Below are 26,434 nucleotides of genomic sequence, written 5' to 3' on the forward strand. Positions count from 1 at the left end.
TGAGTGCTAATTTTCGTAGCGAGTGATGCGGAGGTAACACGCATGACTCTTACTGATAATGTGTTTTTGTTTTGGGCGCTTTGTGAAAAGCGCTCGATTCAAAAGCAGCAAAGCAGCCGCGCCTTCCAGGGCACATGGCTGCTTAGAGGCCGGACGGAAAACCACCCGGGCTATTTTTTTCGCCGCGTTATCGGTTCTTGATCCGGCTAATTAAGTCGACCTGACTGGGCTTTTTCCCGGGATTCTTCGGCAGCATTACTTTGCGCCTGACGGCGGGAGAGCTGGCGTAACGCCCCGAGTGAGTGCAGGTGCGCATAAATCCAGGCCAGCTGGCCTGACTTGAACCACTGTTGACCTGGTCCTGATCAACCTCAATCAGCTTCGCCTCATCAATGACATGCAGACCTTCAAGCCGCACAGGCTGGCCATCGCCCGCCAGAACCTGAATATTGAAGGGCTTATACAGATCGGCGGAGGCAACAGACTCGCAAAACTCCCGCGTGCGCTGGTGCGATTCGTCGAAATTATTCAGAAACTGGAGCACGTTGTTCAGCGTCGGCGTGTTTTCTCCTTGCTCGTCGAACAACGGCTCCCCCTCCTCCTCGGAGAAGTGCTCAGAGCTATCATCGAAACACACCGTGTTGTCACCGGTCATGGCAAACGGATAGCGACGAATAAATGCCGGAACGTAATTCCCCTGCCACTCACCAGCCTCGCTCAGCAAGGCATGCTGATCATTGCGCAGTGACAGCAGCACGAGCGGGAAGTACTGCCCCGCATCATTGCGACTAAAAAGGATGGGCAGGTCACGACTCGCCTCAAAAAACTCCACACCGGTCAAAGGCACTGAGTTCACATTGCTCGAGAACCGAAACTTGTCGCTGGGAGAAAATCTGAGGTTGCGATGACGCTCCCGGTTCAGTGCAACGGGGTTGCGGTAAAACAGCAGTTCACTCATCTGCTTTCACTCCAAAAATCGGATTGGTAACACTCTGTGCTCTTATCGGCATGGAACGGTCGCCGGACACAAAAACACACAAATCATCAGAGATATTTGCGATCAATTTAACGCCAATTTTGTGACACTTTTAACAAAAAAATCGCTATTTATTCACTTTTGTCACTTAAAGGAGCTTTGGCGCGTTAAGATTTCAGACTGATTGTCTCAACGGCTCTCCTGACTTGGCTGGAGTACAAAGAGCAGAAATGGGCGCTTTACCAAACAGAACAACGCCCCGCCTTGATCATTTTGTAATCAACCCCATGTGCTCCACCCGGACAAAAAGGACCACCTATAACTAATTACGTATTCACCCGTCCCAACCCCTCATGGCGCGTCGTTTTTTGTAATATCCTTTGTCTCGCAAATCCGAGGTCGTACCGTAATGCCACAACCAGAAACCATGCCCGAGCTGACGGAGCAGCTCTATCAGGAGCTACGTCATTGCGCGCGCCGGATCCTTGGCGGGCAGAGTGACAATGTGACCTTGCAGACGACCGAGATCGTGCACGAAGCCTTTATTCGTCTTTCCGAGTCTCCCGGTGGATATGAAGGCAAGGCCCACATCTTTCGCTGTGCCGCGAAAGCCATGCGCCACCTGCTCATCGATCACGCCAGGGCCAAATCGGCACAAAAGCGCAACGGGCAACAACTGCGGACGGTGTGGATGGACGACCTGCTGGCAGATATCGATGTGAATCTCGGCCTGCTCACCATCGACAAGACTCTTACCGAGATGTCCACGATCAGTGAACGCCTGGAGACCATCGCCGAGCTGCACTATCTGGCCGGCTGCACTCAGGCAAAGATTGCCGACCTGCTCTCCCTCAGCCTCGCTACGGTCGAGCGGGAGTTGAAATTCGCCCGCTCATTTCTGACCGACCGCCTGACGCACAGCCATGCCTGACGAAGCCCCGTTGAATCTCAAGGAGGTCAAACAACTGTTTGACCAATGCGAGCCACTCGCCCCCGCGGAGCGAGAGAGCGTGCTCGCTGAGCCCGGGCTTGATCCGGCAACGGCTGTGGAGGTGCGGCGGCTCCTCAGCATCTGTGATACCGACGCACCCTCCGAAAAGCAGGCGAACATCATTGGCCAACACCTGCAGGACCTCAGCCAGAACCTGGCCTCAGGGCAGAGACTGGGCGCCTATCGCGTAGAACACGAGATCGGTCGTGGCGGTATGGGCATTGTCTTTCTCGCCAGGCGGGACGATGGTACTTATCGACAGCAAGTCGCTATCAAGATCGCCTCGAGCTTTACGGGCGAAGAAGAACTCAAACATTTCCATCGCGAGCGACAAATCCTGGCGCAGCTGCAGCACCCGAATATCGCCACGCTGATGGACGGCGGGTCTACCGCGGACCGGCGCCCCTATCTGGTGATGGAATACATTGATGGACAGCCAATCACTGAGTTCTGTGCGCAGCGCCAACTCAATTTGACCCAACGGCTGCAGCTGTTCCTGCAAGTCTGTGACGGCATTGGATTCGCGCACAGCCATCTGGTCATTCATCGCGACATCAAGCCTGAAAATGTACTGGTGACCGATAGCGGACAGGTAAAGCTACTGGACTTCGGGGTCAGTAAGATCCTGCACAGTGAAGATATCCACCACAAAACAAGTCTTGCAGGGCTCACCCCCTCATACGCCAGTCCGGAGCAAATCCAGGGCGAGCCAAGCACGACCGCGACTGACATCTATGGGCTTGGCCTACTGCTCTTCACTCTGGTCACCGGCGCGCCCCCGTTTGGTCAGGGCAACACCACGGTAGAGCAGACTTTTCGGTCTATTTGTGAAGGTGCAGTACCGCTCGCCAGTCGCAGGGCGCGCGAGCAGCGGATAACGTGGACGGATTGGCGTAGCCTGCGCGGAGACATCGACAATATCCTCTCCTGCGCACTTGAACGGGAAACTACCCGGCGCTACGCCTCCGCGAGTGAGTTCCGTCAGGATATTGAGCGATTCCTGCAAAATGAACCGGTACACGCCACCCCACCGAGCCTTGTCTACCGTACGGGAAAGTTGATCCGACGCTATCCCGTTGCCTGCGCGCTGTCAGCCTTCGTTTTTATCTCTATTGCGGGCGGGCTCTCCGCAAGCATCAATCTGTCCAACAAGTTACGCCTGGAGCGCGACAACCTGATCGCCTCGCAACTGGAAACCCAACAACAGTCAGAAACGGCGGAGCGGGTCAGTGCGCTACTCATCGACACGTTCTCCGCCGCTTCGCCAGAAAATGCCCGGGGCAGAACCGTCAATGTCGACAAATTGCTCGATATATCGGTAGAAAAGACCAGAGCTTCCCTGGGCGAGAGACCGCAGGTCAAAGCGCAACTGCTCAAGACACTCGCCACCGTCAAATATAAAACAGGCAAATATATAGACGCGGCTGACCTGCAGCGGTCAGCCATGGTCATCGAACAGCAACTAGCCGACCGTAGGACGGCAAGCACCGCTGGGGATTTGGCGCAACTTGCTCACTACTACCGTGAGTCTGATCAACTGGAAGATGCCCGCAAGTCACTGGAGCTAGCCCAGCACATTCTGCAGCAACACCCTGACAAGCATATCGAACCGATTGTCCTGATGCGTCAGGGGCAGCTACTGGTCGATCTCGGGGATGCCCAAGCAGGTATTAAACTCCTTACCGCGGCGGACGCGCGATGGAAGCAGCTTCCCGATCACGGTGGCGAACTGGGGCGAACCACACTGCACAGCCTTGCTGTTGCACATTTCGATGCGGCAGATTTCCAGTCGGCGACAGTATTCGCTCGAGCCGCACTGGATGCGCGAATTGAGTCCCTGGGTACAAGTCATCCACAAACATTAGACAGTCACTTTTATCTGGCGAAGTGCTTGAAGCGTTTGAGCCGATGGACCGAGGCACAAACGCATCTTGAATTTGCCTACACCACGGGAAGCAAGATTTTCTCAAAAGACAATGCGACCCTGAGAAGCATTTCCATTCAATATGCCAGGTTGGTGCGACGCCTTGGGCACCATGAACTAGCGGTAAAAGTGTTGAGCCAACTCCTATCCGTCCCCGCGCAAAGTGAAGGGTCGACCGCGGGCGTTCTCAATCATCGTGGTTTTACGTATCTGGAAATGGGCTTACTCGAGGAAGCGCGCAATGATTTACAACGCGCACACGCGTCTCTTTCCGGGATTTATCCCGAGAAGTCTGCTGCACTATTCCTCACTCATATCAATCTCGGCGAGGTGTTAGCGCGTACTGGCGATGTTGAGCGGGGAATGTCCCTCCTTCAAAGCACCCGCAACGTCACCATTCAGCAATTCGGTGAAGAGGATTACGGCGTTGCTGCGATTCATTTGAAGTTCGCGCGTATCGCTTTTCACCAGCAACAGTATGACGTCGCTCTCGAACAATTACGGGAGTCAAGACGCATCAACCTGAAACACTTCGAGCCGCATAACCCGATCGTTTTGGAGACGATCGAACTGGAAGCACAGATTGCGCGGGAACTCGGGGATACGACACTGGCCAAGTCGCTGCACGAAGCATTGATTACCAGCTATTTGCAGATTTTTCCGGCAAGTGCGCCAGTTATCGCCAAACATAGAAAAATACTGTCGGAATTCAGCTGACAGCGACGGACGTTTTAGGTCCTCCAATGAAGATTTTGAGCGGGCACAAAAAAAGCCGCAGCGTTTCCGCTGCGGCTTTTTTGATGCGATCCAGAGTAAAGATTACTCGATGATCTTGGCTACAACGCCAGCACCAACGGTACGGCCACCTTCGCGGATCGCGAAGCGCAGACCTTCTTCCATCGCGATCGGCGCGATGAGAGTAACCGCCATCTGGATGTTGTCGCCCGGCATTACCATCTCGGTGCCTTCCGGCAGCTCACAAGCGCCAGTCACGTCAGTGGTACGGAAGTAGAACTGCGGACGGTAGCCCTTGAAGAACGGGGTGTGACGACCACCTTCGTCCTTGGACAGGATGTACACTTCCGCTTCGAACTTGGTGTGCGGGGTGATGGAGCCCGGCTTAGCCAGAACCTGACCACGCTCAACTTCGTCACGCTTGGTACCACGCAGCAGCGCACCAATGTTCTCACCAGCACGACCTTCGTCGAGCAGCTTGCGGAACATCTCAACACCAGTACAGGTAGTAGTGGTGGTTTCCTTGATACCAACGATCTCGATCTCGTCGCCAGTATTGATCACGCCACGCTCAACACGACCAGTTACAACGGTACCACGACCGGAGATGGAGAATACGTCTTCGATCGGCATCAGGAACGGCTGGTCTACCGCACGCTCCGGCTCCGGAATGTACTCGTCCAGGGTCTCAACCAGCTTCTTAACAGCGGTAGTACCCATTTCGTTGCTGTCGTCGCCATTCAGGGCCATCAGAGCAGAACCAACGATGATCGGAGTGTCGTCACCCGGGAACTCGTACTGGTCGAGAAGTTCGCGAACTTCCATTTCTACCAGCTCGAGCAGCTCTTCGTCGTCTACCATGTCAGCCTTGTTCAGGAATACCACGATGTACGGTACACCAACCTGACGAGACAGCAGGATGTGCTCGCGAGTCTGCGGCATGGGGCCGTCAGCTGCGGAACATACCAGGATAGCGCCGTCCATCTGAGCAGCACCGGTGATCATGTTCTTAACGTAGTCAGCGTGTCCCGGGCAGTCTACGTGCGCGTAGTGACGGGTCGGGGACTCGTATTCAACGTGGGAGGTAGCAATGGTAATACCACGCTCACGCTCTTCCGGAGCGTTGTCGATACCGTCAAACGCTACCGCGTCACCGCCCCAAACTTCAGCACATACGCGAGTCAGAGCAGCGGTCAGGGTGGTTTTACCGTGGTCAACGTGACCGATGGTGCCCACGTTTACGTGGGGCTTGGAACGTTCAAACTTTTCCTTTGCCATTTTTCAATGTCCTCTAGCAAAAAAGAGTTAGTAATTAAGCCTTGGTCTTCGCGATGATTTCATCGGCGACGTTTTTCGGTGCTTCCGCGTACTTCAGGAATTCCATGGTGTAGGTTGCACGGCCCTGAGTCGCAGAACGCAGGTCAGTGGCGTAGCCGAACATTTCAGCCAGCGGCACTTCCGCGTTTACAACCTTACCGGACGCGTTCTCATCCATACCCTGGATCAGGCCGCGACGACGGTTAAGGTCGCCAACCACGTCACCCATGTTCTCTTCTGGAGTCACAACTTCAACCTTCATCATCGGCTCGAGCAGAACAGCACCGCCCTTTTCAGCCAACTGCTTGGTTGCCATGGAGCCAGCGATCTTGAACGCCATCTCGTTGGAGTCCACATCGTGGTAGGAACCGTCGTACAGGGTTGCTTTCAGGCCCAGCAGCGGGAAGCCCGCCAGTACACCGTTCTGCATCTGCTCTTCGATACCTTTCTGTACCGCAGGAATGTATTCCTTCGGTACCACACCACCCACGATTTCGTTAACGAATTCCAGGCCTTCCTGGGACTCGTCTTCTGCCGGCTCAAACTTGACCCAGACATGACCGTACTGACCACGACCACCGGACTGACGTACGAACTTGCCTTCGATGTCAGAGGTGTTGCGGATGGTCTCGCGGTAGGCAACCTGCGGCTTACCGATGTTGGCCTCAACGCTGAACTCACGCTTCATACGGTCGACGATGATGTCGAGGTGCAGCTCACCCATACCGGAGATAATGGTCTGGCCAGTCTCTTCGTCGGTCTTAACGCGGAAAGACGGGTCTTCCTGAGCCAGCTTGCCCAGTGCGATACCCATTTTTTCCTGATCCGGCTTGGACTTCGGCTCAACGGCAACAGAAATTACCGGCTCCGGGAATTCCATACGCTCGAGAACGATCTTGGCGTCTTCGGAACACAGGGTGTCACCAGTGGTGACATCCTTCAGGCCGATTGCTGCGGCGATGTCGCCAGCCAGTACTTCTTTGATTTCCTGACGGTCATTGGAGTGCATCTGCACCATACGGCCGACACGCTCTTTTTTCTGCTTCACGGAGTTGTAGACCGCGGTGCCGCTTTCCAGCTTACCGGAGTACACACGGAAGAAGGTCAGAGTACCAACGAAGGGGTCTGTGGCGATTTTAAACGCCAGTGCAGCAAACGGCGCATCGTCGTCGGCTTCACGGGTTTCTACGGTCTCTTCTTTATCCAGCAGAGTACCTTCGATCGCCTTAACTTCGGTCGGCGCCGGCAGGTATTCGATTACCGCGTCCAGTACAGCCTGTACACCCTTGTTCTTGAACGCAGAACCGCCCAGAACCGGAACAATTTCGTTCGCCAGGGTACGCTGACGGATCGCTGCCTTGATTTCTTCTTCGGTCAGCTCGCCTTCTTCGAGGTACTTTTCCATCAGCTCTTCAGTAGCTTCGGCAGCAGCCTCAACCAGGAACTCGTGCATTTCAGCACATTCGTCCTGCAGGTCAGCGGGGATATCTTCGTAAGTGAAGGTCATGCCCTGGTCGTCTTCGTTCCAGATGATGGCCTTCATCTTCACCAGGTCAACCACACCCTTGAACTCGTCTTCGGAGCCAATGGTCATCTGCAGCGGAACGGCGTTTGCGTTCAGACGCTCTTTCAGCTGGCTGACAACGTTGCGGTAGTCCGCACCGGCGCGGTCCATTTTGTTGACGAAGACCATACGCGGTACTTCGTACTTGTTGGCCTGGCGCCATACGGTTTCGGTCTGCGGCTGAACGCCGGAGGAACCACACAGAACAACAACAGCACCGTCGAGTACACGCAGGGAGCGCTCTACTTCAATGGTGAAGTCAACGTGTCCCGGGGTATCAATAATGTTGACGCGGTGCTGCGGGAACTGCTGCTGCATACCAGCCCAGAAACAGGTCGTTGCTGCAGAAGTAATGGTAATACCACGCTCCTGCTCCTGCTCCATCCAGTCCATGGTCGCGGCGCCTTCGTGCACCTCACCAATTTTGTGGGACAGACCGGTGTAGAACAGTACGCGCTCAGTGGTCGTGGTCTTACCGGCATCTACGTGGGCGCAGATACCGATATTGCGATAGCGGTCGATAGGCGTTTTACGTGCCACAGTTGTATCCTCGATATAACGGCAAAAGGCAGCTTGGATTTTTCCGTGCTGCCTTTCGGTATTAATTTCCGATGTTGGTATTCATCAGACTTAGAAGCGGTAGTGAGAGAACGCCTTGTTGGCTTCCGCCATACGGTGCACGTCTTCACGCTTCTTGACCGCACCGCCCTTACCTTGGGCAGCGTCAATCATTTCGTTAGCCAGACGCTGGGCCATGGACTTCTCACCGCGCTTACGGGAGAACTCTACCAGCCAACGCATTGCCAGAGCATTACGGCGCGCAGGACGCACCTCTACCGGCACCTGGTAAGTAGCACCACCAACACGACGGGACTTAACTTCCACCATCGGGGCGATGTTTTCCAGGGACTCTTCGAAAATTTCAATCGGATCTTTGTTCAGCTTTTCTGAAACCAGATCCAGCGCACCGTATACGATACGCTCAGCCACAGACTTCTTGCCGCTGATCATGACGTGGTTCATGAACTTGGCCAGTGTGACATTCCCGAACTTGGGATCGGGCAGTACTTCGCGCTTGGCGACTACTCGTCTTCTTGGCATTGCAAATTGCCTCTCTTCAGGGTTGCTCTGAGACGCCGCCGTAAACACTTACAACTCGGCGAGCTCAGCCTTACTCCGGTTGGAAACCGAAACGCAAATCGTTACAGGGTTTTAGCCTTTCGGGCGCTTAACGCCGTACTTGGAACGGCCCTGCTTACGATCGTTTACGCCGGCACAGTCAAGTGCACCGCGTACAGTGTGGTAGCGCACACCCGGCAGGTCTTTAACACGACCGCCGCGAATCAGTACCACGCTGTGCTCCTGCAGGTTGTGGCCTTCACCGCCGATGTACGAAGTAACTTCGAAACCATTGGTGAGACGCACACGGCACACCTTGCGCAGTGCAGAGTTCGGCTTCTTCGGTGTAGTGGTGTACACACGAGTGCAAACTCCACGACGCTGCGGGCAGGCCTGCAGAGCGGGAACGTCGCTTTTTTCGACTTTGCGTTTTCTCGGCTTACGAACCAACTGGTTGATCGTTGCCATTAAAAATCACTCCAAAAATAAAACGCCCCCACCCAACCTAGATAGAGTGAGGGCCCAGTCGTTAGTGCACGGCCGCCAGCATAACAGCCAGACGGACGCACCCCATATGCGGGGGCCGCATTCTATAAGCGTCGGCGCCCCTAGTCAATCACCAGCGATAGTAAGCACTAACTTTCGCTGCTGACCGAAATTCTGTGACCGGCGGGACAGCGCCCCGCCGGACAAACTCACTCGCCAGAGGACTTGAGTGCCTCGGTGAGTGCTGCTTCGACTTCCTCTGCCGACGGCCCTTCAGTGGCAAAGCCCTGGGACATCTGCAGGCTGCGCTTGCGCTTGCGCTCGGTGTGGTACGCCAGACCGGTACCCGCCGGGATCAGGCGACCAACAACCACGTTTTCCTTCAGGCCACGCAGGTTGTCTTCCTTGCCGGTTACTGCAGCCTCGGTCAGGACACGGGTAGTCTCCTGGAAGGATGCGGCAGACAGGAAGGACTCGGTCGCCAGCGACGCCTTGGTGATACCCAGCAGCAGGCGCTCGAACTGAGCCGGCTGCTTGTTTTCGGCACGCAGACGCTCGTTCTCTTCGACCACACGCTGGTACTCCACCTGGTCACCCTTAATGAACTGGGAGTCACCCATTTCCAGGATCTCGACCTTACGCAGCATCTGACGCACGATAGTTTCAATGTGCTTGTCGTTAATGCCTACACCCTGGAGGCGGTAAACCTCCTGGATCTCGTTGGTGATGTAACGAGCCAGCTCTTCCACGCCTTTCAGACGCAGGATGTCATGCGGGTTGGACGGGCCGTCGGAGATGACCTCGCCCTTCTCTACGGTCTCACCTTCGAACACGGTCAGCTGGCGGTGTTTCGGAATCAGTACTTCGTAGTGATCCTTGCCGTTGGCCAGCGGCTTACCGTCGTTCGGGGTGATCTGCAGACGTACCTTGCCCTTGGTCTCCTTACCGAAGGAAACGGTACCGGAGATCTCCGCCAGGATGGACGGCTCTTTCGGCTTACGGGCTTCGAACAGGTCAGCAACCCGCGGCAGACCACCGGTGATGTCCTTGGTACCACCGGATTCCTGCGGAATACGTGCGATAACGTCACCAACGTTGGCCTTGTCACCCTCTGACAGGCTCAGTACTGCACGCGGCGGCAGCGCGTAGTGCGCCGGCGCGTTGCTGTTAGCTAGGGTCAGTTCTTCACCGTTCTCGTCAACCAGGGTCACAGCCGGACGCAGGTCTTTACCTGCCGCCGGACGCTCGGCCGGATCGATGATTTCGATCGAAGATACACCGGTCAGCTCGTCAGTCTGCTTACGGATGGACAGACCTTCTTCCATACCGGACAGCTTCACCCAACCGGCTACCTCAGTGATGATCGGGTGGGTATGCGGATCCCACTTGGCCACAATCTGGCCACCATCGACCTCGGAACCTTCAGCAACTGTGATCTGCGCACCGTAAGGCAGCTTATAACGCTCGCGCTCGCGGCCGGCACTGTCAGCCACCGCCAGCTCACCGGAACGGGATACCGCAACCAGGTTGCCCGCTTCAGTCTTCACGGTCTTCAGGTTGTGCAGGCGAATGGTACCGCCCAGCTTCACCTGGATGCTGTCCGCTGCAGAGGCACGGCTCGCTGCACCACCGATGTGGAAGGTACGCATGGTCAGCTGGGTACCCGGCTCACCAATGGACTGGGCTGCAACAACGCCCACTGATTCACCCGGATTGGCACGATGACCACGGGCAAGATCGCGTCCGTAACACTGCGAACAGATACCGTGAGAGGTCTCACAGCTGATCGGTGACCGCACCATCACCTCATCGATACCCATGGACTCGATACGCTCAACCCACTTTTCGTCGATCATGGTGCCTGCCGGAACCGCGATCTCGTCGCTACCGGGCTTGATCACGTCACGTGCGACTACACGACCGAGGATACGGTCACCAAGGGACTCGATGACGTCACCGCCCTCGATCACCGGTGCCATGGTCAGGCCTTCGTCGGTGCCACAATCAATCTCGGTAATGACCACGTCCTGCGCAACGTCTACCAGACGACGCGTCAGGTAACCGGAGTTCGCCGTCTTCAGTGCGGTATCCGCCAGACCCTTACGCGCACCGTGGGTCGAGATGAAGTACTGCTGTACGGTCAGACCTTCACGGAAGTTTGCGGTAATGGCGTTTTCGATAATGGAACCATCCGGACGCGCCATCAGTCCACGCATACCGGCCAGCTGACGAATCTGCGCCTCACTACCCCGTGCGCCGGAGTCGGCATACATGTACACGGAGTTGAAGGAGTCCTGTTCGGTGTCATTACCCTCGCGATCCACAACCGGCTCTTTCTTGATACCGGCCATCATCGCCTGGGTCACTTTGTCGTTGGTGCGGGACCAAACGTCGATCACCTTGTTGTACTTCTCGCCCTGGGTTACCAGACCGGAAGCAAACTGGCTTTCAATTTCTTTCACTTCTGCTTCCGCACCCGCGATCAGCTCAGCCTTCTCGTCGGGGATCTGGAAGTCGTTCACACCAATGGAAGAACCGGACTTGGTGGAGAAGTCAAAACCGGTATACATCAGCTGGTCAGCGAAGATAACGGTCGCCTTCAGGCCCACCAGACGGTAGCACTGGTTCAGCGCACGGGAGATCGCCTTCTTCTTCATCGGCTGGTTGACCAGCTCGAAGGGCAGGCCTTCCGGTACGATATTCCACAGCAGTGCACGGCCGACAGTGGTGTCGATCAGACTGGTGCGCTCGGTCTTCTCGCGATCTTCGCCAATAATGACTTCACGCACGCGCACTTTGATCTTCGCCTGCAGACCAACCTGCTTGGCGTAGAACGCGCGGCTGACTTCCTTGATGTCGGCAAAGACCATGCCTTCACCCTTGTCGTTGACGCGCTCACGGGTCATCCAGTACAGACCCAGAACAACGTCCTGGGACGGTACGATGATCGGCTCACCGTTGGCTGGCGACAAAATGTTGTTGGTGGACATCATCAGCGCGCGGGATTCCAGCTGCGCTTCAATGGTCAGCGGTACGTGTACCGCCATCTGGTCACCGTCGAAGTCAGCGTTATAGGCCGCACAAACCAGCGGATGCAGCTGGATTGCCTTACCTTCAATCAGTACCGGCTCAAATGCCTGGATACCGAGACGGTGCAGGGTCGGGGCGCGGTTGAGCAGTACCGGGTGCTCGCGGATGACCTCGTCGAGGATATCCCACACCACCGCTTCTTCGCGCTCGACCATCTTCTTGGCCGCCTTGATGGTGGTCGCCAGACCACGGGCTTCCAGCTTGCCGAAAATAAACGGCTTGAACAGCTCGAGGGCCATCTTCTTCGGCAGACCACACTGGTGCAGACGCAGGGTCGGGCCAACCACGATGACGGAACGGCCAGAGTAGTCAACGCGCTTACCGAGCAGGTTCTGACGGAAACGACCCTGCTTACCCTTAATCATGTCAGCCAGGGACTTCAGCGGGCGCTTGTTGGAACCTGTGATGGCGCGACCGCGACGGCCGTTGTCCAGCAGGGCGTCAACCGATTCCTGCAGCATGCGCTTTTCGTTGCGCACGATAATGTCCGGCGCATTCAGCTCGAGCAGGCGCTTCAGACGGTTGTTCCGGTTGATTACACGGCGGTACAGGTCGTTCAGATCGGAGGTCGCGAAGCGGCCACCGTCCAGCGGTACCAGCGGACGCAGATCCGGCGGCAGAACCGGCAGCGCTTCCATCACCATCCACTCCGGGTTGTTACCGGACTTGTAGAAGGCTTCCAGCAGCTTCAGGCGCTTGGACAGTTTCTTGATCTTGGTTTCCGAGTTGGTCGCGGGAATTTCTTCGCGCAGACGCTGTACTTCAGACGGCAGGTCGATGTCACGCATCAGCTCCTGGATCGCCTCGGCGCCCATCTTGGCTTCGAACTCATCGGCGAACTCTTCCATCGCCTCGAAGTACTGCTCGTCATTCAGCAGCTGGCCGCGCTCCAGGGTAGTCATACCCGGATCGGTCACTACATAAGATTCGAAGTACAGTACGCGCTCGATATCACGCAGGGTCATATCCAGCAGCAGACCGATACGGGACGGCAGTGACTTCAGGAACCAGATGTGTGCAACCGGGCTAGCCAGCTCGATGTGGCCCATGCGCTCACGACGCACCTTGGCTTTGGTCACTTCCACACCGCACTTCTCACAGATAATGCCGCGGTGCTTCATGCGCTTGTACTTACCGCACAGGCACTCGTAGTCCTTGACCGGGCCAAAGATCTTGGCGCAGAACAGACCTTCACGCTCCGGCTTGAAGGTACGGTAGTTGATGGTCTCCGGCTTTTTCACTTCGCCGTAGGACCAGGAGCGGATCATGTCCGGGGACGCGAGGCCGATGCGGATCGCGTCAAATTCTTCCAGCTGCTCCCGGTCTTTCACCAGGTTTAACAAATCTTTCAAGGCCATTCCTCCAGTTGAGGGTGTCAACCCGACCCGGACCCTTTCGGTCCGGGCCAGCCGGCGCCCGCGGGCGCCGGTCTCTAATCACATTCGCCTGCGAACAGGCGCCTTCAGTCAGTCTCAGTCGTGCTCGAGCTCGAAGTTCATGCCGAGAGCACGGATCTCCTTGACCAGTACGTTGAAGGATTCGGGCATACCCGGCTCCATGCGGTGGTCGGAATCCACGATGTTCTTGTACATCTTGGTCCGGCCTTCCACGTCATCGGATTTAACCGTGAGCATTTCCTGCAGGGTGTAGGCGGCACCGTATGCTTCCAGTGCCCACACCTCCATCTCACCGAAGCGCTGGCCACCAAACTGCGCCTTACCACCCAGCGGCTGCTGGGTAACCAGGCTGTATGAACCGGTAGAACGCGCGTGCATCTTGTCGTCTACCAGGTGGTTCAGCTTCAGCATATACATGTAACCAACGGTGACCGGACGCTCGAAGGCATCACCGGTACGGCCGTCATGCAGGGTGATCTGACCCGAGTCAGGGATGTCGGCGAGGCGCAACAATGTCTTGATTTCGCTCTCGTCGGCACCGTCGAATACCGGCGTCGCCATCGGTACACCCTTGCGCAGGTTCTGCGCCATGGCCTGTACTTCCTGGTCGGTCAGCTCGTCCAGATCTTCTTTGCGGCCACCCGTGGAGTTGTATACCTCTCCCAGGAACTCACGCACCTTGGCGACTTCCTGCTGCTCCTTGACCATCTTGTCGATCTTTACACCCAGGCCCTTGGCGGCCATACCGAGGTGCATTTCAAGAACCTGTCCGACGTTCATACGAGAAGGAACACCCAGCGGGTTAAGCACGATATCGACCGGCTCACCATTCTCGTCGTACGGCATATCCTCGACCGGCTTGATCACGGAGATCACACCCTTGTTACCGTGGCGACCGGCCATCTTGTCACCCGGCTGGATACGACGCTTGATCGCAAGGTAAACCTTGACGATCTTCAGCACACCCGGTGCCAGATCGTCACCGGACTCCAGTTTCTTCTTCTTGTCTTCAAATTGCTCGTCGAGCAGCTTGCGTCGCTCATTCAGCTGAGCTTCGGCTTTTTCGAGCTGTTCGTTCAGGCTCTCTTCTGCGAGACGCAGTTTGAACCAGTCTTCACGCGGCAGTTCGGCAAGCACAGCGGCAGACAGCACATCGCCCTTCTTGACGCCTTTACCGCCAGCGACGGTCTGACCTTCCAGGGCCGCCTGCAGACGCTCAAAGGTCGCGCCTTCGACAATACGGTATTCCTCGTTCAGGTCTTTGCGGACTTCATCCAGCTGCGCCTTTTCGATATCGATAGAGCGCTGGTCCTTCTGCAGACCGTCACGAGTAAAGACCTGTACGTCAATCACGGTACCGCGAGTGCCACTCGGCGCACGCAGGGAAGTGTCTTTCACGTCAGAGGCTTTCTCACCGAAGATCGCACGCAGCAGCTTCTCTTCCGGAGTCAGCTGGGCCTCGCCTTTCGGCGTCACCTTGCCAACCAGGATGTCGCCAGCGCCGACTTCCGCACCGATATAAACGATGCCGGACTCATCCAGCTTATTCAGCGCAGACTCACCTACGTTGGGGATATCCGCAGTAATCTCTTCGCTGCCCAGTTTGGTATCACGGGCGATACAGGTCAGTTCCTGAATGTGGATGGTCGTGAAGCGATCTTCCTGCACGACGCGCTCAGAGATAAGGATGGAATCCTCGAAGTTGTAGCCGTTCCAGGGCATGAATGCGATACGCATGTTCTGGCCCAGCGCCAGCTCACCCAGGTCAACGGACGGGCCGTCTGCCAGGATGTCACCGCGAGCAACCACGTCGCCAGTCTTCACGATCGGGCGCTGGTTGATACAGGTGTTCTGGTTCGAACGGGTGTATTTGGTCAGACCATACAGATCCACACCGGCATCACCGGCTTCCACCTCGTCATCGTGGACACGCACAACAACACGGCTGGCATCGACACGCTCGATCACGCCGCCACGCTTGGCGACAACACACACACCGGAATCGCGCGCAACAGTACGCTCCATACCGGTTCCGACCAGCGGCTTGTCGGCACGCAGCGTCGGCACCGCCTGGCGCTGCATGTTCGAGCCCATCAGTGCGCGGTTCGCATCATCGTGCTCGAGGAACGGAATCATCGCTGCCGCAACGGACACCACCTGACGCGCGGACACGTCCTGGTACTCGATGTCTTCCGGCTGCTTCAGGCTAAATTCGTTCTGGAAGCGTGCGCTAACCAGATCATCGGCAAAGCGGCCGTCTTCATTCACTGCAGCAGAAGCCTGGGCGATAACGTAGTTGGCTTCGTTGATCGCCGACAGGTATTCAATCTCTTCGGTAACCTTGCCGTCAACAACCTTGCGATACGGGCTTTCCAGGAAGCCGTAATGGTTGGCACGCGCGTAGGTTGCCAGCGAGTTGATCAGACCAATGTTCGGACCTTCCGGTGTCTCAATCGGACATACGCGGCCGTAGTGGGTCGGGTGAACGTCGCGAACCTCAAAACCGGCACGCTCACGGGTCAGACCACCCGGGCCAAGCGCAGAAACACGGCGCTTGTGTGTCACTTCCGACAGCGGGTTGTTCTGGTCCATAAACTGGGACAACTGGGAAGAACCAAAGAATTCTTTCACCGCAGCCGCTACCGGCTTGGCATTGATCAGGTCCTGAGGCATCAGGCCCTCGGACTCCGCCATGGACAGACGTTCTTTTACGGCGCGCTCTACACGCACCAGGCCTACGCGGAACTGGTTTTCAGCCATTTCGCCGACGGAACGCACACGACGGTTACCCAGGTGATCGATGTCATCGACCATGCCGCGGCCGTTACGGATATCGATCAGGGTTTTGAGTACCTCAACGATATCGTCTTTGCTCAGGGTACCCTCACCGGTTTCGTCTTCACGACCCAGGCGACGGTTGAACTTCATGCGACCAACCGCTGACAGGTCGTAGCGCTCGTCGGTGAAGAACAGGTTCTCAAACAGGGTTTCCGCAGACTCCTTGGTGGGCGGCTCGCCCGGGCGCATCATACGGTAGATTTCCACCAGCGCTTCCAGCTGCGTACGGGACGGGTCCGCGCGCAGGGTATCGGAAATAAACGGACCGCAGTCGAGGTCGTTGGTGTACAGCGTCTGGAACGTCTTGACGTTAAGCGCACGCATTTTGCCGACCACTTCTTCAGTGATCTCAGCGTTGGCTTCCACGGCAACTTCACCGGTGGACTCATCAATGATGTCGTGCGCCAGAACACGGCCGTACAGGTATTCCAGCGGCGCTTCGAGGGTTTCCACACCAGCTTTTTCCAACTGGCGGATATGACGCGGCGTAATGCGTCGACCTTCCTCAACGATCACCTTGCCGCTGCCATCCTTGATATCGAAGGAGGCAACATCGCCGCGCAGACGCGACGGGATCAGTTCCAGTTTGGCCGACTCTTCGCCCAGTTCGAATGTGCTGGTATCGAAGAACATGCCCAGCATTTCTTCGGAGCTGTAGCCCAGCGCACGCAGCAAAATGGTCGCGGGCAGCTTCCGGCGACGGTCAATTCGGACGTAAACCAGGTCCTTCGGATCGAACTCGAAGTCCAGCCAGGAGCCACGGTAGGGGATCACGCGCGCGGCATACAGTAGTTTACCGGAGGAGTGGGTCTTACCCTTGTCGTGATCGAAGAATACACCCGGGGAACGGTGCAGCTGGGATACGATCACGCGCTCGGTACCATTGATCACAAAGGTACCGTTCTCGGTCATGAGCGGAATTTCGCCCATGTACACTTCCTGCTCCTTGATGTCCTTGATGGACTTATTCGCTGATTCCTTATCATAGATAATCAGGCGAACGCGCACACGCAACGGACAGGCGTAGGTTACGCCACGCAGAGTACATTCTTTTACGTCGAATGCGGGCTTGCCCAGGGTGTAGCTTACAAATTCCAGTGCAGCATTGCCGGAATAGCTGACAATCGGAAATACGGACTTAAACGCCGCCTGCAATCCGACATCCAGTCTGTCGTCAGGCCGGGCATCGGCCTGGGTAAATTTGCGATACGAGTCCAGCTGTATCGCAAGCAGGAAAGGCACATCCATGACCTTTGGCAGCTTGCCAAAATCCTTTCGGATACGTTTTTTCTCAGTGTATGAGTAAGCCATTCATATTCCCCAGCTTGATCAGTGACAAGACTTCTTGGTTTGCCCGAATCGGGAAACCGGGGCCAGAGTAAAATTATTTGCCAGCGCGACAACCAGCCGGCCTAACCATCCAAAAATAATCTTACTCTGAGCCCAATTTCCCCGGGCGAGAAGCCTCTGGTCAATGCAGTGTCCTACACTGAACAGAACCCTCTCTACCGAATGCGACTGTGGCGAAAAACGCCAGTGCCGCAAACGGCAAAAAGGCCGGCGGGCATAACCCACCAGCCTTGTCGCTGAAAGCGGCATTGCCGGCTTTCAGCGAGAGTGTGTAAAACCGAATTACTTCAGTTCTACAACAGCGCCAGCTTCTTCCAGCTCTTTCTTCGCTGCTTCGGCTTCTTCCTTGCTTACGCCTTCTTTCAGCGGGCTCGGAGCGCCGTCTACCAGACCCTTGGCTTCTTTCAGGCCAAGACCGGTGATACCGCGAACAACCTTGATCACGTTTACTTTCTTGTCGCCAGCAGAAGTCAGAATTACGTCAAATTCAGTCTTCTCTTCAGCGGCAGCTTCACCACCAGCCGGGCCAGCCATAACAGCGGCAGCAGCAGTTACACCGAACTTCTCTTCCATAGCTTCGATCAGCTCAGCAACGTCCTTTACGGACATTTCAGCGATCGCATTGATGATATCGTCTTTAGTCAGAGACATTTGTAAGTACCTGATTTGTGTGAGCAGTCAACTGCTCAAATAAGTTTTGAAAACTGCGACTTCGATGTACGAAGTGATTAAGCAGCTTCTTGCTCTTTCTGGTCGCGAACGGCCGCAATAGTGCGGACCAGCTTGCCAGCGGATGCTTCTTTCAGCACGCTCATCAGCTTGGCGATTGCTTCGTCGTAGGTCGGCAGGCTTGCCAACACAGCGATATCAGTCACCTCACCTTCGAAGGCGGCACCTTTCAGCTCCAGCTTGTCATTACCCTTGGCGAACTCCTTGAGGATGCGCGCACCGGCACCCGGGTGTTCATTAGAAAAGGCAATAATGCTGGGACCAACGAACGTCTCGGTGAGACATTCGAATTCGGTACCGGCCAGAGCGCGACGCGCCAGAGTATTGCGGACGACTTTCAACCAAACGCCGTTCTCGCGAGCCTCTTTGCGCAAGGCAGTCATGTCATTCACGGTTACGCCGCGGGAATCCGCAACCACCGCTGACAGAGCACCTTCAGCAGCCTGCTGGACATCTGCGACAATCGCTTTCTTGTCTTCGAGTCCAATAGCCATAGTGTCACTCCTGGATTTGAAAAAAACCGGATGAAACTCATCCGATCCGTTCCGGTGCATAAAGCTCAAATCCAGTAAAAAATACTGGTTTGGGCGACACCGTCTGCGTAGGCTCGAATTCACCGATGGCCAGCCTGGCCGGAATCCGGATTAAGTCGCGCAAGCTAAACCTCAAACCTGCGAAACACCTACGGTCTTTGACGGCCCGCTTTCCTGCCTAGACAGTCCAGCGGACCCCAAAGTTCTGTTGCCCCTCACCCGCAATGCGCATGAGAGAGTGGCCGCAGCTGGTACCGCGGCCAGACATTCAATTATTTGATGTCGAGGGAAGCCTGATCGATCACCAGACCCGGGCCCATAGTGGTGCTCAGGGTGATTTTTTTCAGGAACACGCCCTTGGCAGAAGCCGGCTTGGCTTTCTTCAGGTCCGCAACCAGCGCTTCCAGGTTTTCTTTCAACGCGCTTGCGTCGAAAGCAACCTTGCCGATGCCGCCGTGAATGATGCCGCCCTTGTCAGCGCGGAAACGCACCTGACCAGCCTTGGCATTCTTGACTGCAGTCGCCACGTCCGGGGTAACAGTGCCAGTCTTCGGGTTCGGCATCAGGCCGCGCGGACCAAGGATCTGGCCCAGCTGGCCAACAACGCGCATCGCGTCCGGAGAAGCGATCACCACGTCGAAATCCATCTTGCCGGCTTTTACGTCAGCAGCCAGCTCGTCCATACCTACCAGGTCAGCGCCCGCTTCTTTAGCGGCGTCAGCATTCGGACCCTGGGTGAATACGGCAACGCGTACTTCTTTACCAGTGCCGTGCGGCAGAGTGGTCGCACCGCGAACAGCCTGGTCGGATTTACGCGGATCGATACCCAGATTGATGGAGGCGTCGACAGTCTCGGCGAACTTGACGTTGGACAGTTCTTTCAGCAGAGAAACGGCGTCTTCGATACCGTAAGCCTTACCTGCTTCAACTTTTTCAGCGATAGCGCGCTGACGCTTGCTCAGTTTGGCCACTTACACACCCTCCGTCTCAATACCAGCACTGCGCGCGGAACCCGCGATAGTGCGAACCGCTGCGTCCATATCAGAAGCAGTCAGGTCTGGCATCTTTGCGGTGGCAATTTCTTCCAGCTGAGCGCGGGTCAGTTTGCCCACTTTCTCAGTGTTAGGACGGCCACTACCAGACTTGATCTTCGCTGCTTTCTTCAGCAGGAAGGAAGCCGGCGGAGTCTTCATGGTGAAGGTGAAGGAGCGATCGTTGTATACGGAGATCACTACCGGCACCGGAGCGCCCGGCTCCAGGCTCTGGGTCTGGGCGTTGAACGCCTTACAGAATTCCATGATGTTCACGCCGTGCTGACCCAGCGCAGGACCAACGGGCGGACTCGGGTTTGCTTGGCCAGCGGCCACTTGCAGCTTAATGTAAGCTTCTACTTTCTTAGCCATTACAGCTCTCCTCTAGTTGGGTGGTAACGCCCGCACTAACCAGCCCCTTACAATAGAGACCGCAATGCCAGGCTCCCCTGGTGCCCCCAAATTGCCAGACAGCAGATTTCAGGGACGCGAAAACCCCCTTCCGCGCACAGCGAAAGAGGGCAAACAATCCAATTGCGGGTCAGCTCTTCTCGACCTGACCGAATTCCAGCTCCACCGGAGTGGAACGACCGAAGATCAGCACTGCAACACGCAGGCGGCTCTTCTCGTAATTCACTTCTTCAACAACACCATTGAAGTCGTTGAACGGACCATCAATGACGCGAACCATTTCACCCGGTTCAAACAGCGTCTTGGGCTTCGGCTTATCCACAGAGTCGTCGATACGATTCAGGATAGCCTGCGCTTCGCGATCGGTGATTGGTGCAGGCTTGTCCGCCTTGCCGCCAATAAAGCCGAGCACACGCGGCGTCTCTTTCACCAAGTGCCAGGTGTCATCATTGAGCTCCATCTCCACCAGGACATAACCCGGGAAGAACTTGCGCTCACTCTTACGCTTCTGGCCAGCGCGCATTTCCACCACCTCTTCGGTAGGCACCAAGACCTCACCAAACAGATGCCCCATCTCATGGAGCTCAATACGCTCTTTCAGAGAGGACGCAACGCGCTTTTCATAGCCGGAATACGCCTGTACCACGTACCAATGCTTAGACATGCGTCAACCTTTAGCCAATAAACTTGGATACAACCCAGCCCAGAGCTGAGTCCAGCGCCCACAGAATCAGGGCGACGATCAACACAAATACAACCACGATGAGGGTAGTCTGAGTAGCCTCCTGGCGAGTAGGCCAAACTACACGCCGCACCTCTGCCTGCGCTTCACGCAACAGAGTCCAGAGCGCATCGCCCTTGGCGGTATTGACCGCGACAACCAGCGCCACCAGACAGATGGCAACCATCGCCAGAACGCGGTACAGGAGGGGGAATTCAGCGTAGTAGGAGTTGCCGGCAATAGCGCCACCTACCAGCAGCACGACCAGCAACCACTTTAGGCCGTCAAGACGAAACGTTTTCGCCTCTACTTTCGCATTCATACAAAGAAGCCCTTAGCGATTACAAAGCAGGTCGCCGACCTAACGGTCAACCCGCAACGCCCTCAGGCAATCAAGACGGGGCGCTGGAAAAATGGCAGGCCAGGAGGGACTCGAACCCCCAACAGCCGGTTTTGGAGACCGGTGCTCTACCAATTGAACTACTGGCCTGGAGCAATTCTTGGTCATTGCGAAATTAAACGCCAAAGACCAAAAAATGCGGGGGCGGATATTAGCATTCTCCCCCGCATTTGAAAAGTGCGCAGCGGGACCGCCCCGCCACACACTCAGCATCGATTACTCGATGATCTTGGCTACAACGCCAGCACCAACGGTACGGCCACCTTCGCGGATCGCGAAGCGCAGACCTTCTTCCATCGCGATCGGCGCGATGAGAGTAACCGCCATCTGGATGTTGTCGCCCGGCATTACCATCTCGGTGCCTTCCGGCAGCTCACAAGCGCCAGTCACGTCAGTGGTACGGAAGTAGAACTGCGGACGGTAGCCCTTGAAGAACGGGGTGTGACGACCACCTTCGTCCTTGGACAGGATGTACACTTCCGCTTCGAACTTGGTGTGCGGGGTGATGGAGCCCGGCTTAGCCAGAACCTGACCACGCTCAACTTCGTCACGCTTGGTACCACGCAGCAGCGCACCAATGTTCTCACCAGCACGACCTTCGTCGAGCAGCTTGCGGAACATCTCAACACCAGTACAGGTAGTAGTGGTGGTTTCCTTGATGCCAACGATCTCGATCTCGTCGCCAGTATTGATCACGCCACGCTCAACACGACCAGTTACAACGGTACCACGACCGGAGATGGAGAATACGTCTTCAATCGGCATCAGGAACGGCTGGTCTACCGCACGCTCCGGCTCCGGAATGTACTCGTCCAGGGTCTCAACCAGCTTCTTAACAGCGGTGGTACCCATTTCGTTGTCGTCTTCGCCGTTCAGGGCCATCAGAGCAGAACCAACGATGATCGGAGTGTCATCACCCGGGAACTCGTACTGGTCGAGAAGTTCGCGAACTTCCATTTCTACCAGCTCGAGCAGCTCTTCGTCGTCTACCATGTCAGCCTTGTTCAGGAATACCACGATGTACGGTACACCAACCTGACGAGACAGCAGGATGTGCTCGCGAGTCTGCGGCATGGGGCCGTCAGCTGCGGAACATACCAGGATAGCGCCGTCCATCTGAGCAGCACCGGTGATCATGTTCTTAACGTAGTCAGCGTGTCCCGGGCAGTCTACGTGCGCGTAGTGACGGGTCGGGGACTCGTATTCAACGTGGGAGGTAGCAATGGTAATACCACGCTCACGCTCTTCCGGAGCGTTGTCGATACCGTCAAACGCTACCGCGTCACCGCCCCAAACTTCAGCACATACGCGAGTCAGAGCAGCGGTCAGGGTGGTTTTACCGTGGTCAACGTGACCGATGGTGCCCACGTTTACGTGGGGCTTGGAACGTTCAAACTTTTCTTTTGCCATTGCAGCCTCCAATTAATAGATGCACCCGTTGGCACAGCTATTTAAAGAACCGGCGTATCCAATCACCACAAAAAACGCGATACCCGGATACAAATAACCGCAGAGACATCTGCCCCCGCGGCCATCAAAAAAATGGAGCTCATGGGCGGATTTGAACCGCCGACCTCACCCTTACCAAGGGTGTGCTCTACCCCTGAGCTACATGAGCACGCTACTGCTTATTGCCAGCACTTACTGGCAGCGACCCGTTAATCCTTGCGAGTCACACCCCGGCAAGCCGGGAATCTCGATCCACTCCAGAGCAGATCTTGGAGCGGGCAGCGGGAATCGAACCCGCATCATCAGCTTGGAAGGCTGAGGTTCTACCATTGAACTATGCCCGCATTACCACCTCGTACCGAACGGCCGGATAAAGGTCCTAAATGCCAGGGCCCATTCAACCTTCCGCTGGCGGCAACCACTCAACGAGTCGAGTGAAGCCTGAATAATGGTGCAGGGGGGTGGATTCGAACCACCGAAGCTTTCGCGTCAGATTTACAGTCTGATCCCTTTGGCCACTCGGGAACCCCTGCTGAAAGCGGTGTGCATTCTCTACACACGCCATCACACTGTCAACACTTTTTTCTTTAAATTCACAGACTTACCTGCGATTCCTAAAGCTCAACAGCGCATGAGACAAAAATGGAGCTGGCGAGAGGAGTCGAACCCCCGACCGGCTGATTACAAGTCAGCTGCTCTACCAACTGAGCTACGCCAGCCCTGTCTCAGCACTTACGGCAACACGTGGTACCCCGTAAGTGAGGGCGGGATTCTAGGGGATGTTCTGCTGACAAGCAACCGTTGCGAAAGGACTTTTTTATTCAATCAGTACTATTCCGGCGCCAGCTCGCTACAGAGGTTCTGGCGCCGATCCAGGTCCGGGTAATCCCGGGCAATTCGCACCCAGAAATCCTCAGCGAGGGCATCGGCCCCTCCAGGCGGAATCACAACCCAGCGTTCCAGATGCATCTCCGGCTCTTCGCGACTTTTCGCGGCAACCCCCTTCGCAGTCAGCTCATTGAGCAGCTTCTCGGCGCGCGCCGGTTCATTGAAAATACCAAAGGAAATCCCGTTCTCCAGTGACCCCTTGGGGATCACATAACTGTCGATGCCGGCGGCCTGCAGTTCACGCAAACGGTTGAAAGCCTCACGGGATGAGCCCAGTGGATCGAGGAATACCCAGTAGCGCATGCGCCCGGGCATCTCCAGTTGACGCAAATCCCCTTCCACCGAGAGCGCAGCGAGCCGCTCGACTACGTCATTTCCCTGATACGCCTCGGCAAACGGCCCCAGTATCGTGCAGATGCGCTCTCCGACACCACCCACCGGATCGACCGCCGGGTCGCCATTGAGCCGGGATGCCGAATCTTCCGCGCGACTTTCAGCGGGCGTAGCGGGCAATTCAGGCTCAGGGGCTGACTGCCGCACAAAATCCGGGCCGGCCTCTTCCAGCAACTCCAGGCGGGCGCCAGCAGTGTCGCGCTCAGGCGCATCCGCGCGCCGCTCAGAGACCGCCTTTCCTGCAGTCTGAAACCAGGCGAACACGGCAATATTTGCCACCAGTAACGCCAATACGATCCAGCGCATATGCTCTATTTACCACCAATTCTTCACAATGTGATCCGGCTTCAGGGATTACTGATTGCCAGACCATCCAAAACCAATTCGGGGACATGCTCCTGCACGCCACCATACAGCGCCGATAGTGTCGGCGCATCTCCTCCGGTAAACCAAACCTTGGGAATACCCGCGCGACCCGATTTGTCTTCCGCGGCAACCAGCTGGGCAAGCGCCATTTCGATAGCGCCCAGCACCATTAGCGGCAGCCCATGATTCACCGCTTCGTCGGTGTGCCGACCGGGGGCCAGGGATATCGCCTCTGCCGGCTCGGCAACTTTAACCGCATCGGTATCCCGGTACAGTGCTCGCCGCATCAATCCCAGACCGGGCACGATATAGCCGCCAAGATGCTGCCCGCCACTGCCCAACAAATCCAGCGTGACCGCGCTCCCGGCATCAACCACGAGCGCCGGCGCGACATCTCGCGCATGCACCGCCAGCACCGCCAGCCAACGATCCACCCCGAGCCGCGAGACATCTCGATAAGCACAGGAAACTCCGGACCAGAGAGGCTCGACCCGCGCGTACTCTATTGCCAGTCCCGACGATGCAAATTCGCGCTCCAGCGCTGCGGCCACTTCACCACCGGCGACATTCGCGGCGCGAACCCGCTGCAGCTCTGGCGTGCGCCAGATTGCAGGGACCTCCTGCCCAGTACCCAGCCGGCTGTGGTCCAGAGATCCCCGCTCGACGACCACGCCGTCTTTGACGATACGCCACTTTCCGCGGGTATTGCCGAGATCAAACTCCAGTATCACGACTCTCCTCGCAATGAAATCTCTCCGCCGTGATAGGCCTGCAGCTCTCCCTCCACCTCCAGCAACAGGGCACCCGTGTGATCAACACCCCGGGCAACTCCCTGCCATGCCTGCGTCGATGACTGCAGACGCACAGTACGCCCAGCGAAATGGTCCAGTGCCTGCCAGTCCTCGCGATACGCCGCGAACCCCCGGTCCGCATACCCGTGGAGTAGCGGCAGCAATTCATTGAGCATGGCTGCGGCCAGATCATTGCGGCTCACGCCTGGAGCAACCTGTCGAAGATCAATCCAGGGCTGATCAATCTGAGCAGCCTGAGACCGCGGCAGCCCGACGTTCAAGCCGACACCCAGCACCACTGCACAACGGTCGGTCAGATCACCACTCAGTTCCAGCAACACACCGGCAAGCTTGCGTCCGCGACACCAGATATCGTTGGGCCACTTGAGGCTGACATCGGGGATATCAAATCGACCCAATGCACGCGCCAGGGACACCCCCACCGCAAGGCTGAGCCCCTCAAGCAACTGTACGCCGCCATTGAACTGCCAGCCGAGGGACAGGCTGATGCCGCTGCCGAATGGACTCAGCCACTGCCTGCCACGCCGTCCGCGTCCCGCCGTCTGGCGTTCCGCGAACATAGCCAGGGCGTGCCCCTCTCCCTGCTCGAGCAAAGAAAGAACACGCGCATTGGTAGAGTCCACCTGATCGTGGATCTCAAGACTGGCCAAAATCTCGCTCGCACCCGGGGACAGTCCCTCGCGCACAGCCCGAGGATCGAGCAGATCCAGACCATCCGGAAGGCGATACCCTTTGCCCCGCACGGATTCCAGCTCAAGTCCGATATCGGCGAGCTTCTGCAATTGCTTCCAAACGGCTGCGCGGCTGACTCCCAGCGCCTCACCCAGGGATTCACCCGAATGCACCTGCCCATCTGCCAGCAACTCCAGCACTGGCCTCAGAGGCTTCAGCGCACTCTGCCCTGATGACATATC

20 protein-coding genes and 5 tRNA genes are annotated in these 26,434 nt (G+C 56.6%); 3 read left to right on the forward strand and 22 right to left on the reverse strand.

The genetic code is table 11. The features are described from left to right. Positions 1-42: 42 nt before the first annotated feature. On the forward strand, positions 43-201 hold the full coding sequence (locus tag ACXAD0_RS18075; protein WP_475090161.1) for a hypothetical protein: 159 nt from the start codon (positions 43-45) through the stop codon (positions 199-201). Here the strand turns inward: ACXAD0_RS18075 and ACXAD0_RS18080 are convergent. Further along, positions 188-958 (reverse strand): SapC family protein, encoded by a 771-nt coding sequence (locus ACXAD0_RS18080; protein WP_475090163.1) that lies wholly within the window; start codon positions 956-958, stop codon positions 188-190. The genes ACXAD0_RS18075 and ACXAD0_RS18080 overlap by 14 nt on opposite strands. A gap of 427 nt (positions 959-1,385) precedes the next feature. Here ACXAD0_RS18080 and ACXAD0_RS18085 point away from each other — a divergent pair, with 427 nt between their 5' ends. Next, a complete protein-coding gene (locus ACXAD0_RS18085; protein ID WP_475090164.1) occupies positions 1,386-1,907 on the forward strand; it encodes an ECF-type sigma factor in 522 nt (173 codons plus the stop codon). Next, positions 1,900-4,608, forward strand: coding sequence for a protein kinase domain-containing protein (locus ACXAD0_RS18090; RefSeq protein WP_475090166.1), 2,709 nt, complete (start codon positions 1,900-1,902; stop codon positions 4,606-4,608). Before ACXAD0_RS18085 ends, ACXAD0_RS18090 begins: the two co-directional genes overlap by 8 nt. A gap of 102 nt (positions 4,609-4,710) precedes the next feature. Here ACXAD0_RS18090 and tuf (ACXAD0_RS18095) read toward each other — a convergent pair whose 3' ends face one another. From tuf (ACXAD0_RS18095) to birA, 21 genes are all read right to left on the reverse strand, one after another. Further along, positions 4,711-5,904, reverse strand: a complete 1,194-nt coding sequence (gene tuf, locus ACXAD0_RS18095) for an elongation factor Tu (RefSeq protein WP_475090168.1) — start codon at positions 5,902-5,904, stop codon at positions 4,711-4,713. Between the two features lie 34 nt (positions 5,905-5,938). Then, the gene (gene fusA, locus ACXAD0_RS18100; protein ID WP_475090170.1) at positions 5,939-8,047 is read right to left on the reverse strand and encodes an elongation factor G; all 2,109 of its coding nucleotides are present in this window, start codon (positions 8,045-8,047) and stop codon (positions 5,939-5,941) included. 90 nt (positions 8,048-8,137) lie between these two features. Beyond that, complete coding sequence (gene rpsG / locus ACXAD0_RS18105; protein WP_475090172.1) at positions 8,138-8,608, reverse strand: 30S ribosomal protein S7; 471 nt, start codon at positions 8,606-8,608, stop codon at positions 8,138-8,140. 111 nt (positions 8,609-8,719) lie between these two features. Continuing rightward, positions 8,720-9,094: a 30S ribosomal protein S12 gene (gene rpsL / locus ACXAD0_RS18110; RefSeq protein ID WP_475090174.1), complete on the reverse strand. Its 375-nt coding sequence runs from the start codon at positions 9,092-9,094 to the stop codon at positions 8,720-8,722. 227 nt (positions 9,095-9,321) lie between these two features. Further along, a complete protein-coding gene (gene rpoC, locus ACXAD0_RS18115; RefSeq protein ID WP_475090176.1) occupies positions 9,322-13,554 on the reverse strand; it encodes a DNA-directed RNA polymerase subunit beta' in 4,233 nt (1,410 codons plus the stop codon). 120 nt (positions 13,555-13,674) lie between these two features. Further along, positions 13,675-17,748, reverse strand: coding sequence for a DNA-directed RNA polymerase subunit beta (gene rpoB / locus ACXAD0_RS18120; RefSeq protein WP_475090178.1), 4,074 nt, complete (start codon positions 17,746-17,748; stop codon positions 13,675-13,677). A gap of 321 nt (positions 17,749-18,069) precedes the next feature. Next, positions 18,070-18,438: a 50S ribosomal protein L7/L12 gene (gene rplL / locus ACXAD0_RS18125; protein WP_475090180.1), complete on the reverse strand. Its 369-nt coding sequence runs from the start codon at positions 18,436-18,438 to the stop codon at positions 18,070-18,072. A gap of 77 nt (positions 18,439-18,515) precedes the next feature. Then, a complete protein-coding gene (gene rplJ / locus ACXAD0_RS18130; protein ID WP_475090182.1) occupies positions 18,516-19,010 on the reverse strand; it encodes a 50S ribosomal protein L10 in 495 nt (164 codons plus the stop codon). A gap of 311 nt (positions 19,011-19,321) precedes the next feature. Next, positions 19,322-20,020 carry a 50S ribosomal protein L1 gene (gene rplA, locus ACXAD0_RS18135; protein WP_475090184.1) on the reverse strand — a complete coding sequence of 233 codons (699 nt, stop codon included), beginning with the start codon at positions 20,018-20,020 and terminating at the stop codon, positions 19,322-19,324. Then, complete coding sequence (gene rplK / locus ACXAD0_RS18140) at positions 20,021-20,452, reverse strand: 50S ribosomal protein L11 (protein ID WP_475090186.1); 432 nt, start codon at positions 20,450-20,452, stop codon at positions 20,021-20,023. Between the two features lie 169 nt (positions 20,453-20,621). Beyond that, on the reverse strand, positions 20,622-21,155 hold the full coding sequence (gene nusG / locus ACXAD0_RS18145) for a transcription termination/antitermination protein NusG (protein ID WP_475090188.1): 534 nt from the start codon (positions 21,153-21,155) through the stop codon (positions 20,622-20,624). 10 nt (positions 21,156-21,165) lie between these two features. Further along, entirely contained in the window at positions 21,166-21,534 is a 369-nt protein-coding gene (gene secE, locus ACXAD0_RS18150) for a preprotein translocase subunit SecE (RefSeq protein ID WP_475090190.1), read from the reverse strand. A gap of 92 nt (positions 21,535-21,626) precedes the next feature. Next, positions 21,627-21,702: transfer RNA gene (locus ACXAD0_RS18155), tRNA-Trp, on the reverse strand. Between the two features lie 126 nt (positions 21,703-21,828). Then, entirely contained in the window at positions 21,829-23,022 is a 1,194-nt protein-coding gene (gene tuf / locus ACXAD0_RS18160; protein ID WP_475090192.1) for an elongation factor Tu, read from the reverse strand. A gap of 133 nt (positions 23,023-23,155) precedes the next feature. After that, positions 23,156-23,230 (reverse strand) — tRNA-Thr (locus ACXAD0_RS18165). Between the two features lie 101 nt (positions 23,231-23,331). Continuing rightward, a tRNA-Gly gene (locus tag ACXAD0_RS18170) sits at positions 23,332-23,405 on the reverse strand. A 105-nt stretch (positions 23,406-23,510) separates the two neighbouring features. Further along, positions 23,511-23,594 (reverse strand) — tRNA-Tyr (locus ACXAD0_RS18175). 110 nt (positions 23,595-23,704) lie between these two features. Then, positions 23,705-23,780, reverse strand: a tRNA-Thr gene (locus ACXAD0_RS18180). A gap of 112 nt (positions 23,781-23,892) precedes the next feature. Next, positions 23,893-24,648, reverse strand: coding sequence for an SPOR domain-containing protein (locus ACXAD0_RS18185; RefSeq protein ID WP_475090194.1), 756 nt, complete (start codon positions 24,646-24,648; stop codon positions 23,893-23,895). A 41-nt stretch (positions 24,649-24,689) separates the two neighbouring features. Beyond that, positions 24,690-25,439: a type III pantothenate kinase gene (locus tag ACXAD0_RS18190; protein ID WP_475090196.1), complete on the reverse strand. Its 750-nt coding sequence runs from the start codon at positions 25,437-25,439 to the stop codon at positions 24,690-24,692. Continuing rightward, on the reverse strand, positions 25,436-26,431 hold the full coding sequence (gene birA, locus ACXAD0_RS18195; RefSeq protein WP_475090198.1) for a bifunctional biotin--[acetyl-CoA-carboxylase] ligase/biotin operon repressor BirA: 996 nt from the start codon (positions 26,429-26,431) through the stop codon (positions 25,436-25,438). The genes ACXAD0_RS18190 and birA overlap by 4 nt, the downstream gene beginning before the upstream one ends. Positions 26,432-26,434: the final 3 nt, after the last annotated feature.

The sequence above is a fragment of the Microbulbifer sp. ABF4_148 genome, from assembly GCF_056158985.1.